This window comes from Salmonella sp. NW1250 (genome assembly GCF_051812965.1).
Lineage (GTDB): Bacteria > Pseudomonadota > Gammaproteobacteria > Enterobacterales > Enterobacteriaceae > Salmonella > Salmonella enterica.
Window position 1 is genome coordinate 1 of record NZ_JAMNDD010000014.1, and the last position, 13968, is coordinate 13968.

Below are 13968 nucleotides of genomic sequence, written 5' to 3' on the forward strand. Positions count from 1 at the left end.
CAGGCATCAAATAAAACGAAGGGCCCTGTCGGAAGACAGGGCCTTTTGTTTTATCTGTGGTCTGTCGGTGAGCACTCTCCTGAGGAGGAGAAATCCGCCGGGAGCGGATTTGAACGTTGCGCAGCAACGGCCCGTAGGGTGGCGGGCAGGACGCCCGCCATAAACTGCCAGGCATCAGACAAGTGAAGAAGCCCGTTCTGACGGACGGGCTTCTTTGCGTGTGCGGTAACTGTAAAAATGTAGGCGCTGATAAGCGCAGCGCCATCAGGCAACCGGCACCGCCGGATAGCAGCTTCGCCTTATCCGGCCTACAAGGAACGTGCTTTCTCTAACCACCGCAAAATGAAGGCAGAAATCTGCGATACATCATTAAGATCCAAAACGGGTACCGCTACGGCAAGTGGAATATCACTGGCAACCGCAATAACATGCTCATCAAGAATCAATTCCTCCTCGCTGTGCCCACATCCCTGACGAAAAAGTAAGATCTTCGCAACTGCCTCGTGTTTAAACCCTTCTACCAGCACCATATCTAGCTTTGAAGCATCCATCCTGCTCACCAGCCATGCCAGATCCAACTCTTCTTGCCCCGGCGTTTCAGTCATTAACGCCCAGCGCTGCTGACTGGCAACCAGCGTCTGTGCCGCCCCGGCCTTACGTAATTCGTAGCTATCTTTACCCGGTTTATCGACATCCATATCATGATGGGTATGCTTAATTAGCCCTGGCCGAATACCGTGCGCACAAAGTGCTGGGATCAGTTTTTTCAGCAGTGTTGTTTTTCCCGTGCCGCTCCACGCGGCAATGGCGAGTAGCGGTATCATGGTCTCTTTTGCCATTTCGCGAGTTCCTCCGGCGTGTTGACGTTCACAAATGCCTCCTTACAATCGCTGAAATCAACGGCGTGTCCGCCTACCTGGCGCATAAAAATCATTACCCGCCGCTCGCCTGCTTGCAAATAAGCTGTCAACTGGGGCTCAACGGCACGATTAATCAACGCGATCGTTGGATGATCGCGCTCTCCATCATGAACCCAAACCACGGGTGCACCATGACGCTGCGTTGCTAAACGATCGACCAGGGTGGGGGGGATACAGGGATTGTCACAGGGACAAAACAGAAACCAGTCGCCTGCTACCTGCTGAAAAACGGAAAGCATACCCGCCAGCGGACCGGGAAAGTCAGCGATTGAATCCGGAATGACTTTCAGGCCGCTGGCCTGGTAGATATCCAGATGGCGATTAGCACTAATGACGACCGTAGCCAGTTGCGGCGCGAGCGCATCGGCAACGTGCCGCCAGAGCGGTTTCCCGTCCAGTTCAAGCAGACCTTTATCCGCACCTCCCATCCGCCTGGCTTTACCGCCTGCCAGCACCACGCCGGTTATTACTTCATCCAGATTCACCGATATCGCCTCTTTTATTGTGGGATTGACCCTGCTACCGTGTCTGTATCAAGAATAAGGAGCACAGCTATGAAATGTAAACGCCTGAATGAAGTCATTGAACTCCTCCAGCCAGCCTGGCAGAAAGAGCCTGATCTTAATCTGACGCAATTTTTGCAGAAACTGGCGAAAGAGTCAGGTTTTGACGGCAAACTGGAAGATTTAACTGATGATATCCTGATCTACCATCTGAAAATGCGTGATTCCGCCAAAGACGCCGCCATTCCAGGGATTCAAAAAGACTATGAAGAGGACTTTAAAACGGCGCTTTTACGCGCCCGCGGCGTTATTAAAGAGTAAAACCTTGTAAGCGGCGCCACCGAAATCGCCACGAAATGATATCCTGAATCATTCGTAGTATTTTCCGGATGATGGGATGAACGACAACGCTTTTACTTTCCAGACGCTACACCCGGAAACCATCATGGATGCGCTGTTTGAACAGGGGATCAGGGTGGATTCCGGGCTGACTCCACTAAACAGTTATGAAAACCGCGTCTATCAGTTTCAGGATGAAGACCGTCGACGTTTTGTCGTTAAGTTTTATCGTCCTGAACGCTGGTCTGTTGATCAAATTCGGGAAGAACACCAATTCGCGCTTGAACTGGTGAAGGATGAGGTTCCGGTTGCTGCTCCGCTCGCGTTTAATGGCCAGACACTGTTAGCGCATCAGGGCTATCATTATGCCATTTTCCCCAGCGTAGGCGGTCGTCAGTTTGAAGCAGATAATATCGATCAGATGGAGGCGGTAGGGCGTTATCTTGGTCGATTGCATCAGACGGGGCGAAAACGTCCTTTCACTTTCCGGCCTGACATTGGGCTTGCTGAGTATCTTTTTGAACCTCGCCAGGTATTCGAAGATGCCGCACTGATTCCCTCCGGGCAAAAAGCGGCTTTCCTGAAAGCCACTGATACTCTACTGTCTGCAGTTACCGAATGCTGGCGCCCCGATTTCGCCACGCTGCGATTGCACGGCGATTGTCATGCCGGCAACATTCTATGGCGTGATGGACCGCTGTTTGTCGATTTAGATGATGCCCGTAACGGCCCGGCGATACAGGATTTATGGATGCTGCTGAACGGCGACAAAGCCGAACAGCGAATGCAGCTTGAAACCATTATTGAAGCTTATGAAGAAGTTAGTGAGTTCGATACGGCTGAAATTGGTCTCATTGAACCTTTACGCGCCATGCGTTTAGTTTATTATCTTGCCTGGTTGATTCGTCGTTGGGGCGATCCTGCGTTTCCAAAAAACTTTCCCTGGTTAACAGGGGAAGATTACTGGCAGCGACAGACAACGACTTTTATTGAGCAGACTAAAATTTTGCACGAACCCCCTTTACAATTAACGCCAATGTATTAATCGGAGAGAGTTGATCATGAAAAAGATTTGGCTGGCGCTGGCTGGTATGGTTTTAGCTTTTAGCGCCTCGGCAGCACAGATCAGCGACGGTAAACAGTATATCACGCTGGATAAACCGGTCGCTGGCGAACCCCAGGTACTGGAGTTTTTCTCCTTCTACTGCCCACATTGTTATCAGTTTGAAGAAGTGCTTCATGTGTCTGACAATGTGAAGAAAAAGCTGCCGGAAGGCACCAAAATGACCAAGTACCACGTTGAGTTCCTGGGGCCGTTGGGCAAGGAGCTCACCCAGGCATGGGCGGTGGCGATGGCGTTGGGTGTAGAAGATAAAGTCACGGTCCCGCTGTTTGAAGCCGTACAGAAAACCCAGACAGTACAATCTGCCGCGGATATCCGTAAAGTGTTCGTTGATGCAGGCGTCAAAGGCGAAGATTACGATGCGGCATGGAACAGCTTCGTGGTGAAATCACTGGTTGCGCAACAGGAGAAAGCCGCGGCTGACCTGCAACTGCAGGGCGTTCCGGCGATGTTCGTCAATGGCAAATACCAGATTAACCCACAAGGCATGGATACCAGCAGCATGGATGTTTTTGTTCAGCAGTATGCTGATACCGTGAAATATTTGGTTGATAAAAAATAAAAAGAACGCCGGTCACTGACCGGCGTTTTTATAAGATGTTTTAATCTCTTCTATCTGTATATCTTTCTTATCCCACAGCGTATTAAGCCAACGTTGAAAACGGCGTTTGAATGTTTTGTCGTTCACGTAATCGCCGTGCAGTTCTTCATTTATGGGTTCCAGTTGCACCCGAACAATAATACGCGTCAGCCTACCGCTTAGCATATCGTAGAAGGGGTGACGATCGTTGTTTGGGTAACACAACGTAATATTAAGCAGCTTATCGAACTGTGAGCCTAAAACATTAATCGCCATTGCAATACCGGCTGCTTTTGGCGGCAACAGATGTTGATAAGGTGAATGCGTTTGCTGACGTTTCTCATGCGTAAATCGCGAGCCTTCAACAAAGTTAACGATAGTGGTGGGATACCGACGAAACTTTTCGCAAGAGCGACGAGTTGTTTCAACATCTTTGCCGCGTCGATCGGGGTGTCGGAGCAGGTAGCTACGGGAGTAGCGCTTCATAAACGGCATATCTAATGCCCAGCACGCCAGGCCGATGAACGGCACCCAGGCCAATTGCTGTTTAAGAAAGTACTTATTCATTGGGATATGCTTGCGGAACAGAACGCAAAGCACAACGATATCGGCCCAGCTGCGATGATTACAAATCAGTAAATACCAATTTTTCTTGCTCAGCCCTTCTAACCCTTCTACATCCCATTGCAAGTGCGGATTAAGGCGTAACAGCGCTGCAAGACCAGCACACCAGCAATACATCATGAAATTGCAGAAAATGGAGACCTTGCGCCAGATACCGGGAACAGGCAAAAGGAGCTTTACCATACCGGCAACGATGATCGGTACTGAGCAAACAATAGTGACCAGGATGGTCAATACGATACTCAATGGGAGCGTGATAGCCGCGAGTATTCTCGTCATAATAAATTATTCAAAAGTTAGCCATAAACGGTGCGCGAAAAGGGCGCAAGGGGCTGATTCTATCAGAAAACGATGCTAATGATGGCGCTGAGTGAAATAGAAACACTCGTAACAACTATCCACATTATGATAACGGCATGAATCAGATAATCAGAAAAACGTGATGTTAACAACTCATTGAAAATAATGGGTAATTATTAAGAGGAGAAGGCTATCGCGCTGATTTTAAAGTAATGGTAAGAATTTACACACAAAGTTATCCACAGGTTTTTTTGCGAGCGATCCTGAAGATCGACAAAACTTTTCCGCAAATGCGGCGAAAAACTCAAGTTTTCCTCCTGTATGTGGCATCCTTTAACCATAATCTGTTAAACAGGCACGGACATTATGGTTCAGATCCCAGAAAACCCACTTATTCTCGTAGATGGCTCATCCTATCTCTATCGCGCCTATCATGCGTTTCCGCCGTTAACCAACAGCGCGGGAGAACCTACGGGCGCAATGTATGGTGTCCTCAACATGTTGCGCAGCCTGATCATGCAGTATCAGCCGACGCATGCTGCGGTGGTGTTTGACGCCAAAGGAAAAACCTTCCGTGATGAGCTCTTTGAACATTACAAATCGCATCGTCCTCCGATGCCGGATGATCTGCGTGCGCAAATAGAGCCGTTACATGCCATGGTTAAAGCCATGGGGTTACCTCTGCTGGCGGTCTCTGGCGTAGAAGCGGATGACGTTATCGGTACACTGGCGCGAGAAGCGGAGAAGGTGGGGCGTCCGGTATTAATCAGCACCGGCGATAAAGATATGGCACAGTTGGTGACGCCGAATATTACGCTGATCAACACCATGACTAACACCATCCTCGGCCCGGATGAAGTCGTTAATAAGTACGGTGTGCCGCCTGAGCTGATTATCGACTTTCTGGCGCTGATGGGGGACTCCTCGGATAATATTCCAGGCGTACCAGGCGTGGGTGAGAAGACGGCGCAAGCCTTGCTTCAGGGATTGGGCGGCCTGGATACGCTGTACGCCGAGCCGGAAAAAATTGCCGGTCTCACTTTCCGCGGCGCCAAAACCATGGCCGGTAAATTAGCGCAGAATAAAGACGTAGCGTACCTGTCTTATAAACTCGCCACCATTAAAACGGATGTTGAGCTGGAGCTGACCTGCGAACAGCTTGAAGTGCAGCAGCCGATTGCGGATGAACTGCTGGGCCTGTTTAAAAAATATGAGTTTAAGCGCTGGACGGCGGACGTTGAGTCAGGCAAGTGGCTACAGGCAAAGGGCGCGAAACCGGCGGCCAAACCGCAGGAAACGGTCGTTATTGATGAATCGCCCAGCGAACCGGCAGCGGCGCTCTCTTATGAAAATTATGTCACGATTCTGGACGACGTTACGCTGGAAAGCTGGATTGAAAAGCTGAAAAAAGCGCCAGTTTTTGCTTTCGACACGGAGACCGACAGCCTGGATAATATCGCCGCCAACCTGGTGGGCCTCTCGTTTGCCATCGAACCTGGCGTTGCCGCGTATGTACCTGTCGCGCATGATTATCTGGACGCTCCGGATCAAATCTCCCGCCAGCGTGCTCTGGAACTGCTGAAGCCGCTGCTGGAAGATGAAAAAGTGCGCAAAGTGGGGCAAAACCTCAAGTACGATCGCGGCGTCTTGCAAAATTACGGTATTGAGCTGCGCGGTATCGCCTTCGATACCATGCTTGAGTCTTACATTCTGAACAGCGTCGCCGGACGCCATGATATGGACAGCTTGTCCGATCGTTGGCTGAAGCACAAAACTATCACCTTTGAAGACATTGCCGGTAAAGGTAAAAACCAGCTCACCTTTAACCAGATCGCACTGGAGGAAGCGGGGCGCTATGCGGCAGAAGATGCGGATGTCACGTTACAGTTGCATCTCAAAATGTGGCCTGAGCTCCAGCAGCACAAAGGCCCGCTGAATGTTTTCGAAAACATCGAAATGCCGTTGGTGCCTGTACTGTCACGCGTTGAGCGCAATGGCGTAAAAATCGATCCTGCCGTCCTGCACAAACATTCGGAAGAAATCACGCTACGTCTGGCGGAACTGGAAAAGAAAGCGCATGACATTGCGGGCGAGGCGTTCAACCTGTCCTCGACGAAGCAGTTGCAGACCATCCTGTTTGAAAAGCAGGGTATTAAGCCGCTGAAGAAAACGCCTGGCGGCGCGCCGTCAACGTCGGAAGAGGTGCTGGAAGAGCTGGCGCTGGACTATCCGCTGCCGAAAGTGATTCTGGAGTATCGTGGTCTGGCGAAGCTAAAATCCACCTATACCGATAAGCTGCCGCTGATGATTAACCCGAAAACCGGGCGCGTCCATACGTCCTATCATCAGGCGGTAACGGCGACGGGACGTTTATCGTCCACCGATCCGAACCTGCAAAATATTCCGGTACGCAATGAAGAAGGCCGCCGCATTCGTCAGGCATTTATTGCGCCTGAGGATTATCTCATCGTGTCTGCGGACTATTCACAGATTGAGCTGCGTATTATGGCGCATCTTTCCCGTGATAAAGGGCTGCTCACGGCGTTCGCCGAAGGGAAAGATATTCACCGTGCAACGGCGGCGGAAGTCTTTGGCTTGCCGCTGGATAGCGTGACCGGGGAACAGCGCCGAAGTGCGAAAGCCATTAACTTTGGCCTGATTTACGGGATGAGCGCCTTCGGTCTTTCTCGCCAGCTTAATATTCCGCGTAAAGAGGCGCAGAAGTATATGGATCTCTACTTCGAACGCTACCCTGGCGTGCTGGAATATATGGAGCGCACCCGCGCTCAGGCAAAAGAACAAGGCTATGTGGAAACGCTGGAGGGACGCCGCCTTTACCTGCCGGATATTAAATCCAGCAACGCGGCGCGGCGCGCGGGGGCGGAACGCGCGGCGATCAATGCTCCCATGCAAGGAACGGCTGCCGATATCATCAAGCGCGCCATGATTGCCGTCGATGCCTGGCTACAGGCCGAGCAGCCACGCGTGCGGATGATTATGCAGGTACACGATGAATTAGTGTTCGAGGTGCATAAAGACGACTTAGATGCGGTAGCAAAACGTATCCATCAGTTGATGGAAAACTGCACGCGTATTGATGTGCCGTTGCTGGTGGAAGTCGGTAGCGGAGAAAATTGGGATCAAGCGCACTAAGCATTTAAGGAATAACGCGCTTTTTTCGTAATTAAGCAACATAAGCACGGGGGTTTTGTGATGGGTATTAGAATTCCCTATGTAAAGAATGAAAAAAAATTACGAAAAGGTCTTTCTGTGTTGCTCAAAAAAGAGTAAAGTTATTCACGTAGGGTACAGAGGTAAGATGTTCTATCTTTCAGACCTTTTACTTCACGTAATCGGATTTGGCTGAATATTTTAGCCGCCCCAGTCAGTTTATGACTGGGGCGTTTTTTATTGGGCGTAAGAAAAGTTTCGCTCACACCGTAGGCCGGATAAGACGCGCAGCGGCGCCATCCGGCATAGCGGGTGATTATTCCCCGTCCTGAATCTCTTCGACCGGTGCCAGTTCGCTAAACCAGCTATCCAGTTTCTGACGTAACTTATCCACTCCCTGCTTTTTCAGCGAGGAAAACGCTTCTACCTGCACATCGCCATTAAAAGCCAGCACGGCTTCACGTACCATATTCAACTGCGCCTTGCGCGCGCCGCTGGCCAGTTTGTCCGCTTTGGTCAGCAGAACCAGAACCTGGATATTGCTCTCTACAGCCCACTGGATCATCTGTTGGTCGAGGTCTTTCAACGGATGGCGGATATCCATTAAAACGACTAAGCCCTGTAGGCTTTGACGTTTCTCCAGATATTCCCCCAGCGCGCGTTGCCATTTGCGTTTCATCTCTTCCGGGACTTCCGCGTAGCCATAGCCCGGCAGGTCGACCAACCGTTTGCCATCTACGACTTCAAACAGGTTAATCAATTGGGTACGGCCCGGCGTTTTAGAGGTACGCGCCAGGCTTTTTTGGTTGGTCAATGTGTTCAGGGCGCTGGATTTGCCTGCATTGGAACGGCCAGCAAAAGCCACTTCAATTCCGCAATCGGAAGGTAAATGGCGAATATCAGGCGCACTCATCACAAAATGCGTCTGTTGATAATTCAGGTTAGTCAAAGCGGTCGTCTCCGTCAGTCAAAGCATTGTGGCGATTATACCTGAACGCCAGCAAAAGACGGATTTTTCGGCGCGTCGGTGCTGTAAGCAAAAGCCATACGCTTTGTGAGACATTGTCCATTGCACTTATGCGACATGACAGAGTCGTTGTCAGGCTCAAAGCCAGTTAATATAGTTAAATCATGAATTTATAGAAAGGTAATTGTCTGAAAAAAAGGGATTTGCCGTGTCGGTATCTTGTGAGTTTACCCCAAAAGAGTAAAGTAATGCACATAGCGAGGACGCTAACAGGATCAACGACTCAGGATGAGGGTCAGGAGCGCCAGGAGGCGAAGACACAGGATTGTCAGGAAGACAAACGTCCGGAGACGTTAGTAAAAGGAAATGGAAACAACATGGAATGTTCCAGGCTAAGGGAAAAACAGGGCGTGTTGATAGCCAACAGGGATGGTGGAACCCGTTAAGGGTCGTGAGTCAAGAAAAAAGGCGGCAGATTACTCTGTCGCCTTTTTTCTTTGCTTGCTTTCTGCTAGATTCCGCCTCAATTCTATACTGAATAAAACGGCTTAAAGATCTGACATCATGAAAAAACCAACCTCTGCACCGCGCAGTAAAGCCTTTGGCAAACAGCGTCGTAAAACGCGTGAAGAGTTAAACCAGGAGGCGCGCGACCGTAAACGCCTGAAAAAACATCGCGGTCATGCGCCGGGAAGTCGCGCGGCGGGCGGCAATTCCGCTTCGGGCGGCGGCAATCAGAATCAACAAAAAGATCCACGTATTGGCAGTAAAACACCTGTTCCATTGGGCGTGACTGAAAAAGTGACCCAACAGCATAAACCGAAAAGTGAGAAACCTATGCTTTCACCGCAGGCGGAGTTGGATTTACTGGAAACGGATGAGCGCCTGGATGCGCTGTTAGAACGTCTGGAAGCGGGCGAAACCCTGAGTGCGGAAGATCAAGCCTGGGTAGATGCCAAACTGGATCGTATTGATGAACTGATGCAGAAGCTTGGTCTGTCTTACGATGACGACGAAGAAGACGACGAAGAGGACGAGAAGCAGGAAGATATGATGCGCCTGCTAAGAGGCGGCAACTAACGGGTTTACACCGTGGGCTTGCCCGTCCTGCTTATAACCCTTCCGGTTATATGTTATCTGGTGTGGTTATTCGTTAAACTACAGCGATTGTCGCGGCGACAGAAATGGCTGCGCAGCCGGCTTGCCGCCCGTCATGGCGTGAAGCCGGTACGCCGTACCCGCCAGAGACGCCATCGGAAGGAGTGAGCATGTCTGAACAGCAAATAGACTGGGATCTGGCCCTGATCCAGAAATATAATTATTCCGGGCCACGATATACCTCGTACCCAACCGCGCTGGAGTTTTCTGAAGACTTCGAGGACGCCGCATTCTTGCAGGCTGTGGCGCGTTATCCTGAACGTCCGCTCTCGCTGTATGTGCATATCCCGTTTTGTCACAAGTTGTGTTATTTCTGCGGCTGCAACAAGATTGTCACCCGCCAACAGCATAAAGCTGACCAGTATCTTGACGCGCTTGAGCAGGAAATTCGCCATCGCGCGCCGCTGTTTGCAAACCGTCATGTCAGCCAGCTTCACTGGGGCGGCGGTACGCCTACTTACCTGAATAAAGCGCAAATCAGCCGCTTAATGACGCTGTTGCGTGAAAATTTCCACTTTAATACCGACGCGGAAATCTCGATCGAAGTCGATCCCCGTGAAATTGAGCTGGATGTGCTCGATCATTTACGTGCGGAAGGTTTTAACCGCCTGAGTATGGGCGTGCAGGACTTTAATAAAGAGGTGCAGCGCCTGGTTAACCGCGAGCAGGATGAAGAATTCATCTTTGCGCTGCTTAATCACGCCCGCGATATCGGCTTTACCTCGACCAATATCGATTTGATCTACGGTCTACCGAAACAGACGCCGGAAAGCTTCGCTTTCACGCTGAAGCGTGTGACGGAACTGAACCCCGATCGTTTGAGTGTCTTTAACTATGCGCATCTGCCAACGCTTTTTGCCGCCCAGCGTAAAATTAAAGATGCCGATTTACCCAGCGCGCAGCAGAAACTGGATATTTTGCAGGAGACGATCGTATCGCTTACTCAGGCCGGTTATCAGTTTATCGGGATGGACCATTTTGCCCGTCCGGACGACGAACTGGCCGTCGCGCAGCGCGAAGGCGTGCTGCACCGTAATTTTCAGGGCTATACGACCCAGGGCGATACCGATCTGCTGGGGATGGGGGTTTCTGCTATCAGCATGATTGGCGATGGCTACATGCAGAACCAGAAAGAGCTGAAGCGTTATTACCAGCAAGTGGATGAGCGGGGCAATGCGCTATGGCGTGGTATTACGCTGACCCGTGATGATTGCATTCGTCGCGATGTTATCAAGGCGCTGATTTGTAACTTCCGCCTGGATTTTAACGCTGTCGAACAGCAGTGGGGTTTGCATTTCGCTGAGTATTTTGCCGAAGATTTGCAGTTACTGTCGCCGCTGGCGAAAGATGGGCTGGTGGATATTAGCGAGAAGGGAATTCAGGTGACGGCGAAAGGTCGTTTGCTGATCCGCAATATCTGCATGTGCTTTGACGCGTATCTGCGCCAGAAAGCGCGGATGCAGCAGTTCTCGCGCGTCATTTAGCCGGGTTGCCCGGTGGCGCTGCGCTTACCGGGCCTACACGTTGCGACAACCTGTAGGCCGGATAAGCATTAGCGCCATCCGGCACATTGTCAGCTGAACAGTCCTACCAGCGCGGCACACAACACGGCGGCTAGCGCAGTTTGTGGCGTGTGGCTGTCGACCGCTCCACTCGATACCAGATTAATAATAGATTCTAACATAATGAATCCCCCCGTTTGCCGGGCATGATCATACTGAACTCATCGGAACAGTAAAGCGCAAAATAGCAGCGTTTTGCGCTCAATTATTAATCTTTACACTCGCGGGTAATGTTTACTCCATTCCCAGCTCTTTCAACTTCCGCGTTAGGGTGTTTCGCCCCCAACCGAGCAGCCTGGCGGCTTCCTGTTTATGACCCTGCGTATGGCGTAATGCCGTGGTCAGTAGCGTTCTCTCCAGTTCTGGCTGCGCTTCAGAAAGCAGGTTTTGATGACCGGATCGCAAGGCGCGGTCCGCCCATTGCGCCAGTAATGTCGCCCAGCTATCCGGCGGCAGGTGGGACGGGCTATCCGGCGCCGAGGCTTCAAACAGTTCGCCCGGTAAATCCTGAATCAATACCTCCTGTCCGGCGGCCATGACGGTGAGCCAGCGGCAGGTATTTTCTAACTGACGCACGTTACCAGGCCATGCCAGGCGCGTTAACGCCGTTTCGGTTTCCGGATGTAATAATTTGGCTTCCACACCTAATTCACGGGCGGCGACCTGCAAAAAATGGCGCGCCAGGCGCGGAATATCCTCACGGCGCTCGCGCAACGGCGGAAGATGGATACGAATCACGTTCAGGCGGTGGAACAGGTCTTCGCGGAATTTCCCTTCCTGAACGCGTCGTTCGAGGTTCTGGTGGGTGGCGGCGATAATGCGCACATCCACTTTTACCGGCGCGTACCCGCCCACGCGGTAGAACTGTCCGTCAGCCAGCACGCGTAACAGACGAGTCTGGACATCCAGCGGCATATCGCCAATTTCGTCCAGAAACAGCGTGCCGCCGTCAGCCTGCTCGAAACGGCCCTGCCGGATGGTATTCGCCCCGGTAAAAGCGCCTTTCTCATGGCCAAACAGTTCGGATTCAATCAAATCTTTCGGGATGGCCGCCATATTGAGCGCGATAAACGGCGCTTTGGCGCGTGGGCTATGGCGATGTAGCGCATGGGCGACCAGTTCTTTACCGGTTCCTGATTCGCCGTTAATCAGCACGCTAATCGAAGAACGCGACAGCCGACCAATAATGCGAAACACATCCTGCATGGCGGGCGCTTCGCCTATCATGTCTGTTGTCGGGCCGTTAACCTCGATATTACGCGGCTGCTGCTGCTCCTGATAGTGGCTAATCGCGCGCTCGACCAGAGCGACGGCTTCATCAATATCAAACGGTTTAGGCAGATAATCAAACGCCCCCTGCTGATAGGCGCTCACGGCGGCATCTAAATCGGAATGCGCGGTCATAATGATGACCGGAAGCATCGGGTGACGCTGTTTAATCTGCTTTAATAGCGCCAGCCCGTCCATTCCCGGCATTCGGATATCCGACAACAAGACGTCCGGCGTTTTACTGGCCAGCGCAGCCAGTACTTCATTACCATTCTCAAAGGTGGTACAGGTCAACCCTGCCCCGGCGAGAGCACGCTCAAGCACCCAACGGATGGAACTATCATCATCGACGACCCAGACTATTCCTCGTTGCATAAACACCTCTATTTCCGAATCGGCAGGTAAACCGAAAACTCGGTATGCCCCGGCCAACTGGTAAATTCAATTTTGCCGGCGTGTTGATCGATAAGATTGCGGGCGATAGATAACCCAAGCCCGGTGCCGCCTTCGCGACCGCTGACCATCGGGTAGAACAGCGTATCCTGTAAATGGGGAGGAATGCCCGGCCCATTGTCTTCAACGTCTATACGCGCCGCCAGGCGATAGCGTTCGCCATGCAGCGTTAACTGGAAGGCGGTACGGGTACGCAACGTAATTTCGCCGCCTTCCGGCCCCAGCGCCTGCAAGGCATTGCGGACAATATTCAGCAGTACTTGCTCAATTTGTTCCGGATCGTGCGGCAGTTCTGGCAGACTGGGGTCGTAATCGCGGATAAGCCGGACATTATCCGGCAGTTCCATCGACACCAGCGCCACCACGCGCTCCGCGACTTTATGTATGCTCTCGGTAATGTGCATTCCCGGGTGCTGCGGCCCCAGCAAACGATCGACAAGGTTGCGTAGCCTGTCGGCCTGTTCAATGATGACTTTGGTATATTCCATTAGCGCCGGGTCGGGCAGCGCCTTGCTGAGTAGCTGCGCCGCGCCGCGCAGGCCGCCGAGCGGATTTTTGATTTCGTGCGCCAGACCGCGCACCAGATCGCGGGCGGCGATTTGCTGCGCGTGCTGCAACTGCTCCTGACTCAGACGACGCTGGTTATCCATCGGCGCCATTTCGAGCAGTATAAAATCGTCGGGCAGACGTTGGGCGGTCAAAGAGAGAATATGCGAGCGACTATCAATCACCAGCGTCACTTCGTTATCGGTAAAGCCTTGCCCTGCCGCTAAACTTTCGCGCATCAGGTCAATGTTTAACGAAAAATAGCTCAACAGTTCAGGTAACGGCGTCCCGAACAGTTTGCGTGAGCTTTGCGCGAGCAACTGCTGCGCGGCAGGATTGGCGTAATGGATTGCCAGCGCGTCGTCGACCACCAGCACGCTGTTGATTAACGAATTGAGGATCTGCCCAGCATCGGGCTGTATGCCGCTTGCCATTCAGCAGTCTCCTGGAAAA

Annotated in this window: 15 protein-coding genes; 8 read left to right on the top strand and 7 right to left on the bottom strand. The window is 51.8% G+C overall.

Going from position 1 to position 13968, the window contains the following annotated elements; genetic code table 11:
- Nucleotides 1–308: 308 nt before the first annotated feature.
- Nucleotides 309–824 carry a molybdopterin-guanine dinucleotide biosynthesis protein MobB gene (mobB, locus tag NBA72_RS20090; protein ID WP_010989085.1) on the bottom strand — a complete coding sequence of 172 codons (516 nt, stop codon included), beginning with the start codon at nt 822–824 and terminating at the stop codon, nt 309–311.
- Entirely contained in the window at nt 821–1405 is a 585-nt protein-coding gene (mobA, locus tag NBA72_RS20095) for a molybdenum cofactor guanylyltransferase MobA (RefSeq protein WP_042948940.1), read from the bottom strand. The genes mobB and mobA overlap by 4 nt, the downstream gene beginning before the upstream one ends.
- Before the next feature lie 69 nt (nt 1406–1474).
- Between mobA and NBA72_RS20100 the strand changes: the two genes are divergently transcribed.
- The 3 genes from NBA72_RS20100 to dsbA all read left to right on the top strand — a co-directional run bounded on the left by NBA72_RS20100 (nt 1475) and on the right by dsbA (nt 3447).
- The gene (locus tag NBA72_RS20100) at nt 1475–1744 is read left to right on the top strand and encodes a YihD family protein (protein ID WP_000649858.1); all 270 of its coding nucleotides are present in this window, start codon (nt 1475–1477) and stop codon (nt 1742–1744) included.
- A gap of 76 nt (nt 1745–1820) precedes the next feature.
- Complete coding sequence (locus NBA72_RS20105; protein ID WP_000999260.1) at nt 1821–2807, top strand: serine/threonine protein kinase; 987 nt, start codon at nt 1821–1823, stop codon at nt 2805–2807.
- 16 nt (nt 2808–2823) lie between these two features.
- Nucleotides 2824–3447, top strand: a complete 624-nt coding sequence (dsbA, locus tag NBA72_RS20110; protein ID WP_000725364.1) for a thiol:disulfide interchange protein DsbA — start codon at nt 2824–2826, stop codon at nt 3445–3447.
- 12 nt (nt 3448–3459) lie between these two features.
- On the opposite strand, the gene NBA72_RS20115 is transcribed toward dsbA, so the two are convergent.
- Nucleotides 3460–4368: an acyltransferase gene (locus NBA72_RS20115; RefSeq protein ID WP_000196900.1), complete on the bottom strand. Its 909-nt coding sequence runs from the start codon at nt 4366–4368 to the stop codon at nt 3460–3462.
- A 387-nt stretch (nt 4369–4755) separates the two neighbouring features.
- Between NBA72_RS20115 and polA the strand changes: the two genes are divergently transcribed.
- Together polA and NBA72_RS20125 are read left to right on the top strand one after the other, a co-directional pair.
- Nucleotides 4756–7542 carry a DNA polymerase I gene (gene polA, locus NBA72_RS20120; RefSeq protein WP_000249972.1) on the top strand — a complete coding sequence of 929 codons (2787 nt, stop codon included), beginning with the start codon at nt 4756–4758 and terminating at the stop codon, nt 7540–7542.
- Between the two features lie 166 nt (nt 7543–7708).
- Nucleotides 7709–7756 carry a spot 42 RNA, inhibition of DNA synthesis gene (locus NBA72_RS20125; protein ID WP_071892919.1) on the top strand — a complete coding sequence of 16 codons (48 nt, stop codon included), beginning with the start codon at nt 7709–7711 and terminating at the stop codon, nt 7754–7756.
- A 120-nt stretch (nt 7757–7876) separates the two neighbouring features.
- On the opposite strand, the gene yihA is transcribed toward NBA72_RS20125, so the two are convergent.
- Complete coding sequence (yihA, locus tag NBA72_RS20130; protein WP_000183327.1) at nt 7877–8509, bottom strand: ribosome biogenesis GTP-binding protein YihA/YsxC; 633 nt, start codon at nt 8507–8509, stop codon at nt 7877–7879.
- 239 nt (nt 8510–8748) lie between these two features.
- On the opposite strand from yihA, the gene NBA72_RS20135 reads away from it, so the two are divergent.
- The 3 genes from NBA72_RS20135 (at nt 8749) to hemN (ending at nt 11169) form a co-directional block, all read left to right on the top strand.
- On the top strand, nt 8749–8973 hold the full coding sequence (locus NBA72_RS20135) for a hypothetical protein (RefSeq protein WP_001541209.1): 225 nt from the start codon (nt 8749–8751) through the stop codon (nt 8971–8973).
- A 118-nt stretch (nt 8974–9091) separates the two neighbouring features.
- Nucleotides 9092–9607: a Der GTPase-activating protein YihI gene (gene yihI, locus NBA72_RS20140; RefSeq protein WP_000743292.1), complete on the top strand. Its 516-nt coding sequence runs from the start codon at nt 9092–9094 to the stop codon at nt 9605–9607.
- A gap of 188 nt (nt 9608–9795) precedes the next feature.
- Nucleotides 9796–11169: an oxygen-independent coproporphyrinogen III oxidase gene (hemN, locus tag NBA72_RS20145; RefSeq protein WP_000003528.1), complete on the top strand. Its 1374-nt coding sequence runs from the start codon at nt 9796–9798 to the stop codon at nt 11167–11169.
- Nucleotides 11170–11258: 89 nt separating this feature from the next.
- On the opposite strand, the gene NBA72_RS20150 is transcribed toward hemN, so the two are convergent.
- The 3 genes from NBA72_RS20150 to glnL form a co-directional block, all read right to left on the bottom strand.
- Nucleotides 11259–11369, bottom strand: coding sequence for a YshB family small membrane protein (locus NBA72_RS20150; RefSeq protein ID WP_001578131.1), 111 nt, complete (start codon nt 11367–11369; stop codon nt 11259–11261).
- Nucleotides 11370–11481: 112 nt separating this feature from the next.
- The gene (glnG, locus tag NBA72_RS20155; protein WP_001188782.1) at nt 11482–12891 is read right to left on the bottom strand and encodes a nitrogen regulation protein NR(I); all 1410 of its coding nucleotides are present in this window, start codon (nt 12889–12891) and stop codon (nt 11482–11484) included.
- An 8-nt stretch (nt 12892–12899) separates the two neighbouring features.
- A complete protein-coding gene (glnL, locus tag NBA72_RS20160) occupies nt 12900–13949 on the bottom strand; it encodes a nitrogen regulation protein NR(II) (RefSeq protein WP_000146190.1) in 1050 nt (349 codons plus the stop codon).
- Nucleotides 13950–13968: the final 19 nt, after the last annotated feature.